Below are 13,643 nucleotides of genomic sequence, written 5' to 3' on the forward strand. Positions count from 1 at the left end.
CCCGCCGGACGCGGGCGCGCCACCCGGCCACCCGCCGGACACGGGCACGCCACCCGCTCGCCCTACGATTGGGGCATGCCGCCAGGAGCCGACCCCGAGACCCGCGCCTGGGCCTCGGCGGCCGTCCGACGCTTCGCGAGCGCGACGAACCTCCTCGTCGCCGCGCGCCGCTTCCGCATCGTCGGCGGGGACCCCCGCGACACCGCGGCGCTGCGTTCCCTGCTGACGGGGCTCGGCGCCCGCGAGGCGCTGCCCCACGAACCCGTCGACCAGCTGTGGTGCGCCGGTTCGCCGGAGGACTCCACGCCGGTCATCGAGCGCGAAGCCGACCGTCCCCGGGGTGCGACCCTCGTCGTGGTCGACGCCGGACGACACCTCCCCGCCGTCGACGAGGACGCCTTCGGCCCGGTCACGATCGCCCGCCCCGGGGTCCTCGCGGTGCCGATGACCTCCGACGACGTCTTCCTCGTCTCCACCGGCCGCGACCCCGAGGACGACCCCGCCGCCGAGGCCCGCCTGCGCTGGGCCCGCCGGTCGATGCCCGTGTCGCGAGCGGTCGCCGCCGAGCTCCGCGACGGGGGACTCCTCCGTGGCACCCGGATCGGCGTCGCGATGTTCCTCGAGCCGAAGACCGCCGTGCTGAGCCTGCTCCTCCGCGACGCCGGCGCCGAGGTCGTCGTCTACGCCCACGCCGACGAGACCGACGACGCCGTGGCCGACGCGCTCCGAGCAGCCGGGCTGACCGTGTACGCGAGCAGTGCCGCCTCGCTCCCCGAGCAGCGGGCCCTCGCCCTCGCGATGCTCGACACCCGGCCGCACGTCCTGCTCGACGACGGCTCGCACGTGATCCGTCTCGCGCACCAGGAGCGGCCGGACCTCTTGCCCACGATGCTCGGCGCGGCAGAGGAGACGACGAGCGGCCTCCGCCCGCTCCGCACCATGGCGGCGCGCGGCGAGCTCGGCATCCCCGTCGTCGCGGTGAACGACGCCCGCACCAAGACCTTCTTCGACAACCGGTACGGCACCGGGCAGTCGACGGTGTTCGCGGTGCTCGACCTGCTCGACCGGCTCCCGTCCGGCACGCACCGCGTGCTCCCGGGAGGCACGGCGGTCGTCGCCGGGTTCGGCCACGTCGGCGAGGGGGTCGCCCTGGTGCTCACGGCACTCGGTCTGCGGGTGACGGTCGCCGAGACGGACCCGGTCCGCGCCCTGCAGGCGCTCTTCGCCGGCTACGCCGTCGCACCCCTCGCCGAGGCGGTGCAGGACGCCGACCTCGTGATGAGCGCCACGGGGGCCGCCGACACGATCGACCTCCGCGCGCTGCGGTCGTGCGCGGACGGCACGGTCGTCGCGGTCGCGGGCGGCGTCGACCACGAGGTGGCGCTCGACGACGCCCGAGCAGCCGGCGCCGAGCGGGTCCCGGTGGGTCCGAAGGCCGAGCGACTCGTGTTCCCCGGTGCGGACGGCGGCCCGATCGTGCTCGACGGCGGCGGCTGCATCAACATCACCGCTGCCGAGGGCAACCCGATCGAGATCATGGACCTGTCCTTCGCCGCACAGCTCGGCGCCGTCCGGATGCTCCTCGAACGGGGCGACGAACTCGACCGTGCCGTCGTGCCGATCGACCCCGCGGTGGACGAGGCGACCGCCCGCGCGGCGCTCGCCGCGTTCGGAGCGCCAGCCGCGCCTCCCGTGCCCCTCGCCGAGCACCCCGCCGACCGTGAGCCCGACGTCCGGACCCGCCGTTTCGGAGACCCGTCGTGACCGCCGGGCACCCCGTCACCGTCCACTCGGCGCGCATCGTCGTGCCGATGACCGCGCCGCCCATCGCCGACGGCGCCGTCGCGGTGCAGGACGGCCGCATCCTGCACGTCGGCGACCGGTCGTGGGTCGTCGACCAGCTCGCGGGCTCCGGCGTGCCCTTCACCGAACGGCCGTGGCGAGGTGCCCTCCTCCCCGGTCTCGTGAACGCGCACTCGCACCTGCAGTACACCGGCATGGCCAGTGTCGGGCAGCGGCAGTACAGCGGTTTCGAGGACTGGGCCCGCGCGTTCAACGAGGACTACGCCGAGCCGCACGACTGGCACGCCGAGGCGACAGCGGGCGCGACGTCGTCGATCCTCGCCGGTGTGACGAGCATCGCCGACGTCGTCACGGACATCGAGGCGTCGACCGTGCTCGCCGAAGCGGGCCTCGGCGGCATCGCCTACTGGGAGGTCATGGACTGGGAGAACGCGGCCTGGCAGTCCCACGGCCGCGACCAGGTCCTCGCCGAACTCGAGCGGATCCCGACGGACCCGGGCGCCGGGCTCTCCCCGCACGCGCCGTACTCGCTCGACGTCGCCCCGCTGCTCGAACTCCCCGACATCGTGCGCCAGCGCGGTCTCCGGCTGCACCTGCACCTCGGCGAGGCAGCGTTCGAGGGCGAGCGCGTCGCCCTGGGGCCGGTGCCCGGGCTCGAGGGAGTCGACGGCGTCGGCCACGGCAACGACTGGCACCTGGCGAACGTGCCGTCGTTCCGGGCCATGCGCGCGCTCGGCTTCGGTGCGAGCGCGACCGCGTTCGTCGACCGGCTGGGCGTGCTCGGCCCCGACTGCCACATCGCGCACGGTGTGTACATGACCGCCGCCGACCGGGCACTGCTGCGCGCGCGGGGGACCGCCGTCGCGCTCTGCCCGCGCTCGAACGCCGTCATCGGGCTCGATCCGCCACCCGTCGCCGACTACCTGCGCGAGGGCAGCCCGATCGCGATCGGCACGGACTCGCTGTCGTCGTCGCCGTCCCTCGACCTGATGGCCGACGTCACCGCGCTGCACCGGATCGCCCGGTCGCAGGGCTACGGGCACCGCGACCTGCACGAACGACTGCTCGCCGCGGCGACCCTCGGCGGCGCGCACGCCATGGGGCTCGCCGTCGGGCCGGACCGGATCGGGCACCTCGCCGTCGGGGCACGCGCCGACCTGGCCGTCTTCGACGTCGACGCCCGGACCGTGCCGGACGCCCTCGCCGAACTCGTCGAGGACGGTGCCGGCCGTGCCGTCGCGACCGTGGTCCGCGGTGTCGTCCGGGCCGTCGACGGTGCGCTGACCGGCCCGCCCGCCCCACCTGATCGTTCCTTGGAGGAATCATGACCGAGACCGCACCCCGCCCGGGCATGGCCGCCCGTCGCACCGTCGACGGAACCCTGATCGAGTGGCTCGACGTGCCGAAGCGCGCCGTCGCCCTCGGCATGGAGCCGCACCCGGAGGGCGGCTGGTACGTCCGCACTTGGACCTCGCCCGCGACGGTGTCGACGCCGGCGGGCGACCGGACCGCCGCGACCCTGATCCACTTCCTGCTGCCCCCTGGTGAGGCCTCGGCCTGGCACCGGGTCACGAGCGACGAGATCTGGATGTGGCACGGGCCGGACAGCGTCGACCTGCAGCTCGGTGGCGACGGCGAGCAGCCCGAGCCCGGTGCGACGATCACGCTCGGCCCGGACGCCGGGCGCGACCGGGTGAACGACGCGCAGGCGTTCGTGCGCGGCGGGGTGTGGCAGCGGACCCTGCCGGGCGACGGCGAGGTGCTGCTGAGCTGCCTGGTGTCGCCCGGGTTCTCGTTCGACGACTTCACGCTCGCCGAGTAGTCGCGAGACATCCGTTTCGCGTTGGTATCCCAGCGCGAAGTACACTTCGTCCTGCCCCCACCCCCTCGCACGAAGGCCCGACCGTGACCCGATCCCTCCGTCTCACCATCGCCGTCGCGACCGCTGCGGTCGCCGCACTCGCGCTCTCGTCCTGCTCGGCGGGCGGCAGCGGCAACGCCGACGGCACCGTCACCGACGGCAAGCTCACCATCGCGACCGGGCAGCCCGCGTACTCACCCTGGGTCGAGGACAACAAGCCGCAGTCCGGCAAGGGCTTCGAGGCCGCCGTGGCCTACGCCGTCGCGAAGGAGATGGGCTACGACGAGTCCGACGTCGTCTGGAAGCGGAGCACCTTCGACAGCGCCATCGCTCCCGGCCCGAAGGACTGGGACCTCAACGTCCAGCAGTTCTCCATCGACGCCAAGCGCAAGAAGGCCGTCGACATGTCGAGCGCGTACTACACGACGACCCAGGCGGTCGTGACGACGCAGTCCTCGAAGGCCGCCGACGACACCACCATCGCGGCCCTGAAGCAGGACGCGATCGGTGTCGCGACCGGTTCGACGAGCATCCAGAGCGTGAAGGACGTCCTCGGGGTCACCCCGCAGGTCTTCAACTCGAACGACGACGCCGTCCTCGCGCTCAAGTCCGGCCAGATCGACGCGATCGTGACCGACCTGCCGACCGCCTTCTACATGTCCGGCGCGCAGCTCGACGGCAAGGGCACGGTCTCGGCGCAGTTCCCGTCCGACGGCACGGGCGACCAGTTCGGCTTCGTGCTGCCGAAGGACTCCGAACTGACGAGCAAGGTCGACAAGGCGATCAAGTCCCTCAAGGCGGACGGCACGCTCGAGGACCTGCAGACCAAGTGGCTCTCCTCGGAGACCGACACCCCCGTCCTGAAGTAGCCGCATGACCGTTCCAGCAGGCGCCGGCACCCCGGTGGCCGCAGCCGCGCCGAGCCAGGTCGAGCTGGAGCGTCGGCTCTACCGTCGGCAGCGCGGACGCCGGTCGATCGTGGTGTCCGTCGCGTCGACGCTCGTCGTGATCGCCGTCGTCTACTTCGGCGTCGTGAACACCCCCGGCTGGGCCGCGGTCCAGCAGTCGTTCTTCGACCCGCAGACCGCGATCGACTCGTTCCCGTCGATCCTCGAGGGCCTCTGGCTGAACATCCGGATCCTGTTCTTCAGCGCCATCGGCGTCGCGGTGTTCGGCACGCTGCTGGCGGTCGTCCGAGGCCTGCGGAGCCCCGTGTTCTTCCCGCTGCGGATGCTCGCCACCGGCTACACCGACCTGTTCCGCGGTCTGCCGCTCATCATCGTGCTGTACCTGGTGGGCTACGGGATCCCCGGGCTCGGGGTCTTCCCGCGCCTCCCCGCCGAGGTCTGGGGCACCATCGCGATCGTGCTCACGTACTCGTCGTACATCGCCGAGGTGCTCCGCGCCGGCATGGAGGCCGTGCACCCCTCGCAGCGCCTCGCCGCCCGGTCGCTCGGGCTGTCGCACGCGAAGACCCTGCGCCTCGTCGTGCTGCCGCAGGCGATCCGCAAGGTCACGCCCGCGCTCATGAACGACTTCGTGTCGATGCAGAAGGACGTCGGTCTCGTGTCGATCCTCGGCGCGGTGGACGCGGTCCGCTCCGCGCAGATCGCCCAGGCCGAGACCTACAACTTCACGCCCTACTTCGTCGCCGGACTGCTCTTCGTCGTGATCAGCCTGCCGCTGATCCGCGTCACGGACGCGATCGCGCGTCGCCAGCAGCGGCGCGAGCAGATCGGAGGGACCGTATGACGGGCCAGGAGGCGCGGCTCACCCCCGACACGTCGGCCGCCGTCCTCGAGCTGCGCGGGTTGCGCAAGGCGTTCGGCGAGCACGAGGTCCTGCGCGGGATCGACCTGACGGTGCACCGCCACGAGGTCATCTGCGTCATCGGGGCCTCGGGCTCCGGCAAGTCGACGCTCCTCAAGACGGTGAACCTGCTCGAGGGCATCGACGACGGCGAGATCCTGCTGCAGGGCACGGACATCGCCGATCCCCGCATCGACGTCGACGCCACCCGGGCCCGGATCGGCGTCGTGTTCCAGCAGTTCAACCTGTTCCCGCACATGAGCGTGCTCGACAACGTGACCCTCGCCTCCCGGCAGGTGCACGGCGTCGGCAGGGCGCAGGCAGAGGAGACCGCCCGGCGGCTCCTCGGGCGGATCGGCCTCGCGGACTTGGCCGGGGCCTACCCGGACCGGCTCTCCGGCGGCCAGCAGCAGCGCGTGGCGATCGTGCGGGCGATCGCGTCCGACCCCGAGCTCCTGCTGCTCGACGAGGTCACGAGTGCCCTTGACCCGCAGCTCGTCGGCGAGGTGCTCGACCTGGTGACCGAGCTGAAGCGGCAGGGCTCGACGATCCTGATGACCACGCACGAGATGCACTTCGCGCGGAACGTGGCCGACCGGATCGTGTTCCTGCACCAGGGCGAGGTCGTCGAGCAGGGTGCCCCGGCCGAGGTCCTCGACGCCCCCCAGCACCCCGCGCTCGTCGAGTTCCTCGCCCGCGTCCACGCCTGACGCGCCCGCCCGGGGCCCGCAGGCCGCGAACGCGACCGCCTACGCGACGGGGGCCGGCGCGGCGGGGGTGAGCCGCGCCTCCAGGCCGTCGTCGGCGACCGTCTCGGGGACGTGTGCCGAGCGTCCAGCGGGCAGGAACGCCGCGACGACCGCGCTGACCGCGACCACGGCGGCACCGACCAGCACGGCGGGCTGGGCCGCGTCGACGTAGCCGGTGGGGGTGAGCTCGCCGCCGGCTCCCGTGAAGACGGCGGTCAGGACGGCGATCCCGAGCGCGACGCCGATCTCGCGCAGCGTCGAGTTCGCGCCGGAGGCCTTCGCGTGGTCGTGCTGCGGCATCCGCGCGAGCACCGCCGTCGAGATCGGACCGAACACGGCGCCCATCCCGATGCCCGCGAGCAGGAAGCCGGGCAGCAGCGTCGTGAAGGTGACGTCGGCGGCCATCGTCCCGGCGATCCAGAACAGCCCGGCGGAGAGGAACACCATGCCGCCGGTGATGAGCAGCCGCGTGCCGACCCGGGGTGCCACGATGCCCGCGAGCGGGGCGACGACCATCGGCGCGAGGGTCCAGGGCATCGTCCAGACGCCGGCCTCGAGCGGGGTCCGACCCTGCACGACCTGCAGGAACTGGATGAGGATGAACACCGAACCGAACGCGCCGAACGAGAACGTCATCGCGACGACGTTGGCGAGGGCGAAGCTCCGGTCGCGGAAGAACCGGAGGGGCAGGAGCGGAGCGCTGGTGCGGGCCTGCCAGAGCACGAACGCGACGAGCAGGACACCGCCGCCGACCAGGCCGGTGAGCACCTCGCCGCTCGTCCAGCCGGCGTCGTTGCCGCGGACGACCCCGAAGACGACGCCGAGCACGCCGAGGCCGGCGAGCAGCACGCCCACGACGTCGGCGCGGACACGGGCTCCGCGAGTGTTCGGCAGGGCGAAGAGGGCCAGCGGGATCGCGACGATGCCGACCGGGACGTTGAGCCAGAAGATGGCCTCCCAGCTCCAGCCCTCGACGACGGCGCCCCCGATGAGCGGGCCGAGGGCGACGCCGAGGCCGGAGATGCCGCCCCAGACGCCGATGCCGACGGTGCGGAGCCGGTCGGGCACGCTCCCGACGAGCAGGGTGAGGGAGAGCGGCATGATCGCGGCGGCGCCGGCACCCTCGATCGCACGCCAGACGATGAGCGAGGTCGGGTCGGTGCTCACGGCGGCGAACGCGGAGGAGACGGTGAAGACGGCGATGCCGGCGACGAACAGGTGCCGGCGGCCGAGCCGGTCGCCGAGGCCGACGGCCAAGAGCATCAGCGCGGCGAACGCGAGCGTGTAGGCGTTGGTGATCCACTGCAGCTCCTCGACGGAGGCGCCGAGGTCGGCGTGCACGGCGGGCAGCGCGCTGGTGACGACGAGGTTGTCGAGCGTCGCCATGAACATCGGGAGGGATGCGGCTGCGATGGCGAGCCAGACCGGGATGCGTCGTTCCATGGTGGGGATCCGTTCCGTTTGGTAATCGGATGATTACTTACGAAGGGCGACTGTAGTAATCGACTGATAACCTGTCAACCATGACTTCCCCGGCATCTGCACCGGCACCGGCGACGGCCGTCCGCATGCCCGCTGCGCAGCGTCGCGCGATGATCCTCGAAGCGGCACGCGGGCTCTTCGGCAGCCAGGGCTACAACGGCACGACGACCGACCAGATCGCGGCGGCAGCCGGCATCAGCCAGCCGTACGTCGTGCGGATGTTCGGCTCGAAGGAGGCGCTCTTCCTCGAGGTGTTCCGCGACACCCTCGACATCCTGCTCGACGCCTGGCGCGAGACCCTCGCCCACCTCGGGCCCGACGACACCCCGGCGCACGTCATCGGCGAACAGTTCGTCGACCTCGCCGCCGAGCGCGGACTGCACACGCTCCTGCTGCAGGGCTTCGTCTCCGGGGCCGAACCGGCGATCGGTGCCGCGGCCCGGGCCGGGTTCCTCGAGATCTACCGGTTCCTGCGCGACGAGGCCGGGATCGCCGACGACCAGGTCCAGGGGTTCCTCGGCAGCGGCATGATCTTCGCGATCATGCTGGCGATCGACATGCCCTCGCGGTTCGACGAGGACCCGGACGCGGCCGACCTGCTCCGCGCGACGTTCGGGGCGAAGTGCGGGCAGGTGCTCGACCTCGTCCGGGGCCAGCGGGCCGCGGGTGCCTAGGGCGTCAGCAGCACCTTCCCGACGACCTCGCCGTCCCGGACCCGCCGGTGCGCCTCGGCGGCCTCGGCGAGCGGCAGGACCGAGTCGATGACCGGGCGCACCCGACCGTCCGCCACGAACGGCCAGACGTTGTACCGGACGGCCTCGACGATCGCGGCCTTCTCGTCGAGCGGCCGGGCACGCAGGGTCGTCGCACTGATCGTCGCCCGCTTCCGCATCATCCCGCCGAGGTCGAGTTCGCCGGTGCGGCCGCTGCCCGAGGCGATGACGGCGATGTGCCCGTTCGGCGCGAGGACCTCGATGTTCCGCGCCAGGTAGTCCGGCCCGACCACGTCGAGCACCACGTCCACGCCACGGCCCCCGGTGAACTCGAGCGCCCGTGCGACGAAGTCCTCCGAGCGGTGGTCGACCACGAGGTCCGCGCCGAGCTCCCGGGAGGCCTGCACCTTCCGCTCGCCCCCGGACGTCGCGATCACGGTCGCTCCGAGCGCCTTCGCCCAGAGCACCGCGTGCGACCCCATGCCGCCGGTGCCGCCGTGCACGAGCAGGGTCTGTCCGGGTCGGAGCCCGGCGAGCATGCCGACGTTCGAGTACACCGTGCACGCGGCTTCCGGCAGCCCCGCGGCCTCGACGAGGTCGATCCCCTCCGGCACCGGCAGCACCTGGGTCTCCGGGGCGACGACGAGTGCCGCGTAGCCGCCGCCGGACAGCAGCGCGCAGACCCGGTCACCGACGGCGAACCCCTCGACGCCGTCGCCGAGTGCGCGGACGGTGCCGGAGACCTCGAGGCCGAGGACGTCCGACGCCCCGGGAGGCGGCGGGTAGTTGCCGGCCGCCTGCTGCAGGTCGGCGTTGTTCACCCCGGCGGCCGCGACCTCGATGAGGACCTCGCCGGCACCGGGGACCGGGTCGGGGAGGTCGTGCAGGTCGAGGGTGCCGTTCTCGGAGGTGATCGCTCGCATGCCCCCGACGTTACGCGTCACGAGCAGGGTGAGGAACCTCTAGCATGTGATATGCTTATATTGCACTTGCGTAGAAGAGAGAGCACATGACGACACCGATCAACGCCTTCTGGTGGTCTCCCCGTCGGGATCTCCGCACGCTGGCGCACGAACTCCGTGACCACGCCCCCGCGTGGTCCAGGCTTGCCCTCGGGCGCGGGCGAGCGTTCACGAACCACGGGGACGAGCTCTCGGAGCTCGTCCTCACAGAGGCCCTCGGACGGCGCGTCCGCTGGGCACCACTCGGCCGTGAGGACGTCGTCGCGATCGGCAGCGCGATCGTGCCGTACCTCACGCGCGGTGGCGTCGGCCAGATCTGGGGGACCGGCCTGCACACGCCGGACATCCCCGCAGACCGTGCGGCTGCCGTCCGCGACCGCGTCCTCGCGATCCGCGGACCGCTCGCGCGGGCGGCGCTCGGCCTGCCGGAGTCCACCCAGATCGGCGACCCGGGACTCCTCGTCCGGTCGCTCCGTCCGGGCCTGCCCCGGGAGCGCCGTCGCGGCACAGTGCTCGTCACGCACTTCACGTCCCACATGACCGCGATCGAGCGGCGGACCATTTCCGCGATCTGCTCGACCGGGGTGCGCCTCCTCCCGGCGACCCTGACGCCCGCCGACATGCTCGCCGAGCTCGGTGCGGCGGAGCACGTGATGAGCTCCGGCATGCACGGCGTGATCCTCGCGCACGCGCTGCGGACGCCCGCGACCCTCGTCTCGCTGAAGTCGCCCGCCGCCACCGAAGCGGCCTTCAAGTACCGCGACTACCACCAGTCCGTCGGCCTCGACGTCCACCCGACCCCGTGGACGAGCGTCCTGGACGCCGACGGGCGTCACGCTGCGAGGGAACGTGGCGAACGAGACCTCGCGATCGCCGACGCCCGGATCGACGAACTCGTCGAGGGGCTCTTCCGTTCGGCCGCGCCGCTCCGCAGCGGGCACTGAGCGACCGCACCGGGAACGCGGTCCACCTGTGGATCTCCCATGTAGCCTCGACGCGGATCCGCACCCCGTCCCGGGGTCGCGGGCACGACTCCGGGGGGACCCACCACCATGCGCACCAAGCTCGTCTCGCTCACCACGGCCGCCATCGCCGTCGCACTCCTCGCCGGCTGCTCCGCCGGCGGCGCCGGCTCGGACGCCACGACGGCCGCCAAGTCGACGCCGACCCCGACGCAGACCAAGGCCGAGGCCTGCAAGCTGTTCACGAACGAGGTCACCGACGCCACGAAGGGCATGCAGATGCAGCTCACCGAGCTGCAGAGCGACCCGGAGGCCGCGATGGCGAAGCTCGACGAGTTCGACGCCACGCTCAAGGACAGCGCCGACAAGGTGACCAACACCGAGGTGAAGCCGAAGACCGACGCGTTCGCGGGCGCCTTCTCGGACTTCGTCGGCATGACGAAGGACCTCGCGGCCTCGAAGGACCCGTCCGCGCTGTCCAGCTCCGGCTTCACCGAGGGGCTGCAGAAGCTGGAGACGACGGGCAAGGACTTCCAGGAGGTCTGCCAGTCCTGACGCGTGCCGACGCGTGATCGCGACCCGCGCCTCCAGGGCAGTCCAGGAGGCGCGGGTCGCGTCGTCTACGCAGCCGCCGGCTGCGACGCGTCCAGTCGGGCCACGTCCTCGGGACGGAGCTTCACGGTCGCGGCCGTCACCGAGTCGAGGATCGACTGCGGACGCGATGCCCCGGGGATGGGGACGACGACGTCGCTCTTCTGCAGCTCCCACGCCAGCGCGACGACCTGCGGGCTGACGCCGCGGTCGCGGGCGATGTACGCGAAGTCCTCGAACGCGGTGCCGAGCTCCGCGGCGTTCGCGATGCCACCGAGGGGGCTCCACGGCAGGAACGCGATCCCGAGCTCGTCGCACAGCGCGAGTTCCGGTTCGCTCGAGCGGAACTTCGGCGAGAACTGGTTCTGCACCGAGGCCAGTCGGCCGTCGAGGACCTCGTTCGCCGTCCGGATCTGGTCGGGGTCGGCGTTCGAGATGCCGGCCATCCGGATGACGCCCTCGTCGAGGAGCTCGGCGAGCGCACCGATCGAGTCCGCGTAGGGCACCGCCGGGTCCGGTCGGTGGAACTGGTAGAGCCCGACGGCGTCCACGCCGAGGCGCTTCGCGGACGCCTTCGCCGCTTCCTTGAGGTACTCCGGACGGCCGTTCTGCGCCCACGGGCCGGGCTCGGGCCGGAGGTGCCCGCCCTTCGTGGCGATGAGGACGTCCGAGGTGTCGCCGTGGAACTCCCGCACGGCCTTCGCGATGAGCGACTCGTTGTGCCCCACCTCGTCGTGGGCGGCCAGGTGGTACGCGTCGGCGGTGTCGATGAGCGTGACGCCGGCCTCGAGCGCGGCGTGGATCGTCGCGATGGACTGCCGCTCGTCCGGACGCCCCTCGATGGACATGGGCATCCCGCCGAGTCCGATGGCACTGACCGACACGTCTCCGATGACTCGTTGCTTCATGTCCCCAGCATGCGCCGGGAGGGACGGGTCGTGTCCAGGGTCAGCGCCGTGCCCAGGCGGGGGCGTGCTCGGGGAGCGGTCCGAAGGCGATCCCGCGCGCGTAGAGGCCGCGGACGGGCGGCACGTACCGGGCGAGCAGGACGGGGAGCCGCGGCGGGCCGGCCTGCAGGGTCCCGGCGAAGGCCCGCTCGAACACCACGCGGTGCAGGAACGCCTGGGCGGTCTGGACGACCACGGCCGGCGGGGTGCGCCGCCGCTGCACCGCGGCGAGGGCACGGTCGAGGTCCGCGCCGCGGAGCCCCCGTCCGAGCGCCGGCGCCAGGATCGCAGCCGTCGCGACCGCGTCCTGCACCGCCAGGTTGATGCCGACGCCGCCCGCCGGGGACATGGCGTGCGCCGCGTCGCCGATGCAGAGCAGCCCCGGACGCCACCACCGGGTGAGCCGGTCCATCCGGACGTCGAGCACGTGCACGTCGTCCATCGACGCGATCGTGTCCACGCGGCCCGCGAAGTCCGGTCGGAGCCGCGCGACCCGGGCCCGGAAGGACTCGACCCCGGCGGCGCGGAGGGCCGCGTCCGACCCCTTCGGCGCGAAGTACGCGACCTGGTGGTAGTCCGGCCGCGGGAAGCTGAGCAGGACGTCGGTGCCGGAGAACGCCGGGACGAGCGCGGTCGTCGCGTCGCCGGGCTCGCGGGGGAGCCGGAACCACCACGTGTCGAACGGCACCGGGAACGACCGCGGGTGCAGGCCGGCGGCGCTGCGCAGCACCGAGTCACGGCCGTCGCAGGCGATGACGACGTCGGCGCGGAGTTCCTCGGTCACGCCGTCCGGATCGCGGTACGGCGCCAGGTGCACGCCCGTCACGACGCCGTTCTCCTCGATCGTGCCAGTGGCTGCGAGACCCATCGTGATCTCGAACGAGGGCTCCTCGCGGGCGGCGGTGACGAGCAGGTCGAGCAGGTCCCACTGCGGCACCATCGCCACGTGGTCGTACGGCGGGCGCAGGCGCGAGAAGTCGCCGAGGAGCGCACGCGAGCCGTCCGGCAGCGGCAGGGAGAAGTCGTCGAGGCGTGACTGCGGCAGGGCGGCGAACCGCTCCCCGAGCCCGAGCTCGTCGAGCAGCCGGATCGTCGAGGCGTGCACGGTGTCACCGCGGAAGTCCCGGTTGAAGTCGTCGTGTTTCTCGACGACCCGGACCGCGATGCCGGCACGGGCGAGGAGCAGACCGAGGACGACCCCGGCGGGGCCGCCACCGACCACCGCGACCGTCGTCCGCGAGACCGTCACCATGCCCCGGACGCTACCCCGGTCCGGGCCGCAGGCGTCAGGCGGTGGGGGAGACCGACGAGGACGCCGAGCCGCCGTCCGCAGCTCCCGCGAAGACGACGCCGCCCCACGTGATGACCACGATCGCGAGCACGAAGCCGATCGCGGCGATCCACCACGACGTCCGACGGCGGATCCACGCGCCGATCGACAAGACGATCGTGGCGACGCCGATCACGAACGCACCGCCGACCGCGATCGCGGTCCCACCGATGTAGCCACCCGGGGTGCAGCCGGTGGCGGCGTCGCACGTGGCCGTCGCCGAGATGACGGCGATGATCCCGACGACCGCGGTGACGACCGTCATGACGGCGCCGAACGCCAGGAGCAGCACGGTCGAGATCCGGTCGGCGAGCTTCCCCGGCGGGAACAGCGTCGAGCCGCCCTGCTCCCACGTGGCCCGCTGGGCACCGGTGGGGTCGGAGGGTGAGGACTGCGGCGGACCGCCGGGCACGTTGGACCAGGTCATGGGTGCA

At 72.6% G+C, this 13,643-nt stretch carries 14 protein-coding genes; 9 read left to right on the forward strand and 5 right to left on the reverse strand.

What is annotated here, in order from left to right; genetic code table 11:
• Positions 1–75: 75 nt before the first annotated feature.
• The 6 genes from HWD93_RS10385 (at position 76) to HWD93_RS10410 (ending at position 6,183) form a co-directional block, all read left to right on the forward strand.
• Positions 76–1,764, forward strand: a complete 1,689-nt coding sequence (locus tag HWD93_RS10385) for an adenosylhomocysteinase (protein WP_261646773.1) — start codon at positions 76–78, stop codon at positions 1,762–1,764.
• Positions 1,761–3,131, forward strand: coding sequence for an amidohydrolase family protein (locus tag HWD93_RS10390; protein ID WP_261646774.1), 1,371 nt, complete (start codon positions 1,761–1,763; stop codon positions 3,129–3,131). The genes HWD93_RS10385 and HWD93_RS10390 overlap by 4 nt, the downstream gene beginning before the upstream one ends.
• Entirely contained in the window at positions 3,128–3,625 is a 498-nt protein-coding gene (locus tag HWD93_RS10395) for a cupin domain-containing protein (RefSeq protein WP_261646775.1), read from the forward strand. Before HWD93_RS10390 ends, HWD93_RS10395 begins: the two co-directional genes overlap by 4 nt.
• A gap of 83 nt (positions 3,626–3,708) precedes the next feature.
• A complete protein-coding gene (locus HWD93_RS10400) occupies positions 3,709–4,533 on the forward strand; it encodes an ABC transporter substrate-binding protein (RefSeq protein WP_261646776.1) in 825 nt (274 codons plus the stop codon).
• 4 nt (positions 4,534–4,537) lie between these two features.
• Positions 4,538–5,416 carry an amino acid ABC transporter permease gene (locus tag HWD93_RS10405; protein ID WP_070417856.1) on the forward strand — a complete coding sequence of 293 codons (879 nt, stop codon included), beginning with the start codon at positions 4,538–4,540 and terminating at the stop codon, positions 5,414–5,416.
• On the forward strand, positions 5,413–6,183 hold the full coding sequence (locus HWD93_RS10410; protein WP_261646777.1) for an amino acid ABC transporter ATP-binding protein: 771 nt from the start codon (positions 5,413–5,415) through the stop codon (positions 6,181–6,183). Before HWD93_RS10405 ends, HWD93_RS10410 begins: the two co-directional genes overlap by 4 nt.
• A 39-nt stretch (positions 6,184–6,222) precedes the next feature.
• On the opposite strand, the gene HWD93_RS10415 is transcribed toward HWD93_RS10410, so the two are convergent.
• Entirely contained in the window at positions 6,223–7,665 is a 1,443-nt protein-coding gene (locus HWD93_RS10415) for a DHA2 family efflux MFS transporter permease subunit (RefSeq protein ID WP_261646778.1), read from the reverse strand.
• An 80-nt stretch (positions 7,666–7,745) separates the two neighbouring features.
• Between HWD93_RS10415 and HWD93_RS10420 the strand changes: the two genes are divergently transcribed.
• Positions 7,746–8,378, forward strand: a complete 633-nt coding sequence (locus HWD93_RS10420) for a TetR/AcrR family transcriptional regulator (protein ID WP_261646779.1) — start codon at positions 7,746–7,748, stop codon at positions 8,376–8,378.
• Here HWD93_RS10420 and HWD93_RS10425 read toward each other — a convergent pair.
• On the reverse strand, positions 8,375–9,340 hold the full coding sequence (locus tag HWD93_RS10425; RefSeq protein WP_261646780.1) for an NAD(P)H-quinone oxidoreductase: 966 nt from the start codon (positions 9,338–9,340) through the stop codon (positions 8,375–8,377). The two genes, HWD93_RS10420 and HWD93_RS10425, sit on opposite strands and share 4 nt — an antisense overlap.
• 86 nt (positions 9,341–9,426) lie before the next feature.
• On the opposite strand from HWD93_RS10425, the gene HWD93_RS10430 reads away from it, so the two are divergent.
• Together HWD93_RS10430 and HWD93_RS10435 are read left to right on the forward strand one after the other, a co-directional pair.
• Positions 9,427–10,323, forward strand: a complete 897-nt coding sequence (locus HWD93_RS10430) for a polysaccharide pyruvyl transferase family protein (protein ID WP_261646781.1) — start codon at positions 9,427–9,429, stop codon at positions 10,321–10,323.
• A 108-nt stretch (positions 10,324–10,431) separates the two neighbouring features.
• Positions 10,432–10,896, forward strand: coding sequence for a hypothetical protein (locus tag HWD93_RS10435; RefSeq protein WP_261646782.1), 465 nt, complete (start codon positions 10,432–10,434; stop codon positions 10,894–10,896).
• Positions 10,897–10,961: 65 nt separating this feature from the next.
• On the opposite strand, the gene HWD93_RS10440 is transcribed toward HWD93_RS10435, so the two are convergent.
• Genes HWD93_RS10440 through HWD93_RS10450 form a run of 3 tightly spaced genes read right to left on the reverse strand, consistent with a single transcriptional unit; the run spans position 10,962 to position 13,636 of the window.
• Complete coding sequence (locus HWD93_RS10440) at positions 10,962–11,840, reverse strand: aldo/keto reductase (RefSeq protein WP_261646783.1); 879 nt, start codon at positions 11,838–11,840, stop codon at positions 10,962–10,964.
• A 40-nt stretch (positions 11,841–11,880) separates the two neighbouring features.
• Positions 11,881–13,131, reverse strand: coding sequence for an FAD-dependent oxidoreductase (locus HWD93_RS10445; RefSeq protein ID WP_261646784.1), 1,251 nt, complete (start codon positions 13,129–13,131; stop codon positions 11,881–11,883).
• A gap of 34 nt (positions 13,132–13,165) precedes the next feature.
• On the reverse strand, positions 13,166–13,636 hold the full coding sequence (locus tag HWD93_RS10450) for a DUF6264 family protein (protein WP_070417863.1): 471 nt from the start codon (positions 13,634–13,636) through the stop codon (positions 13,166–13,168).
• Positions 13,637–13,643: the final 7 nt, after the last annotated feature.

This window comes from Curtobacterium sp. C2H10, assembly GCF_025407985.1.
Lineage (GTDB): Bacteria > Actinomycetota > Actinomycetes > Actinomycetales > Microbacteriaceae > Curtobacterium.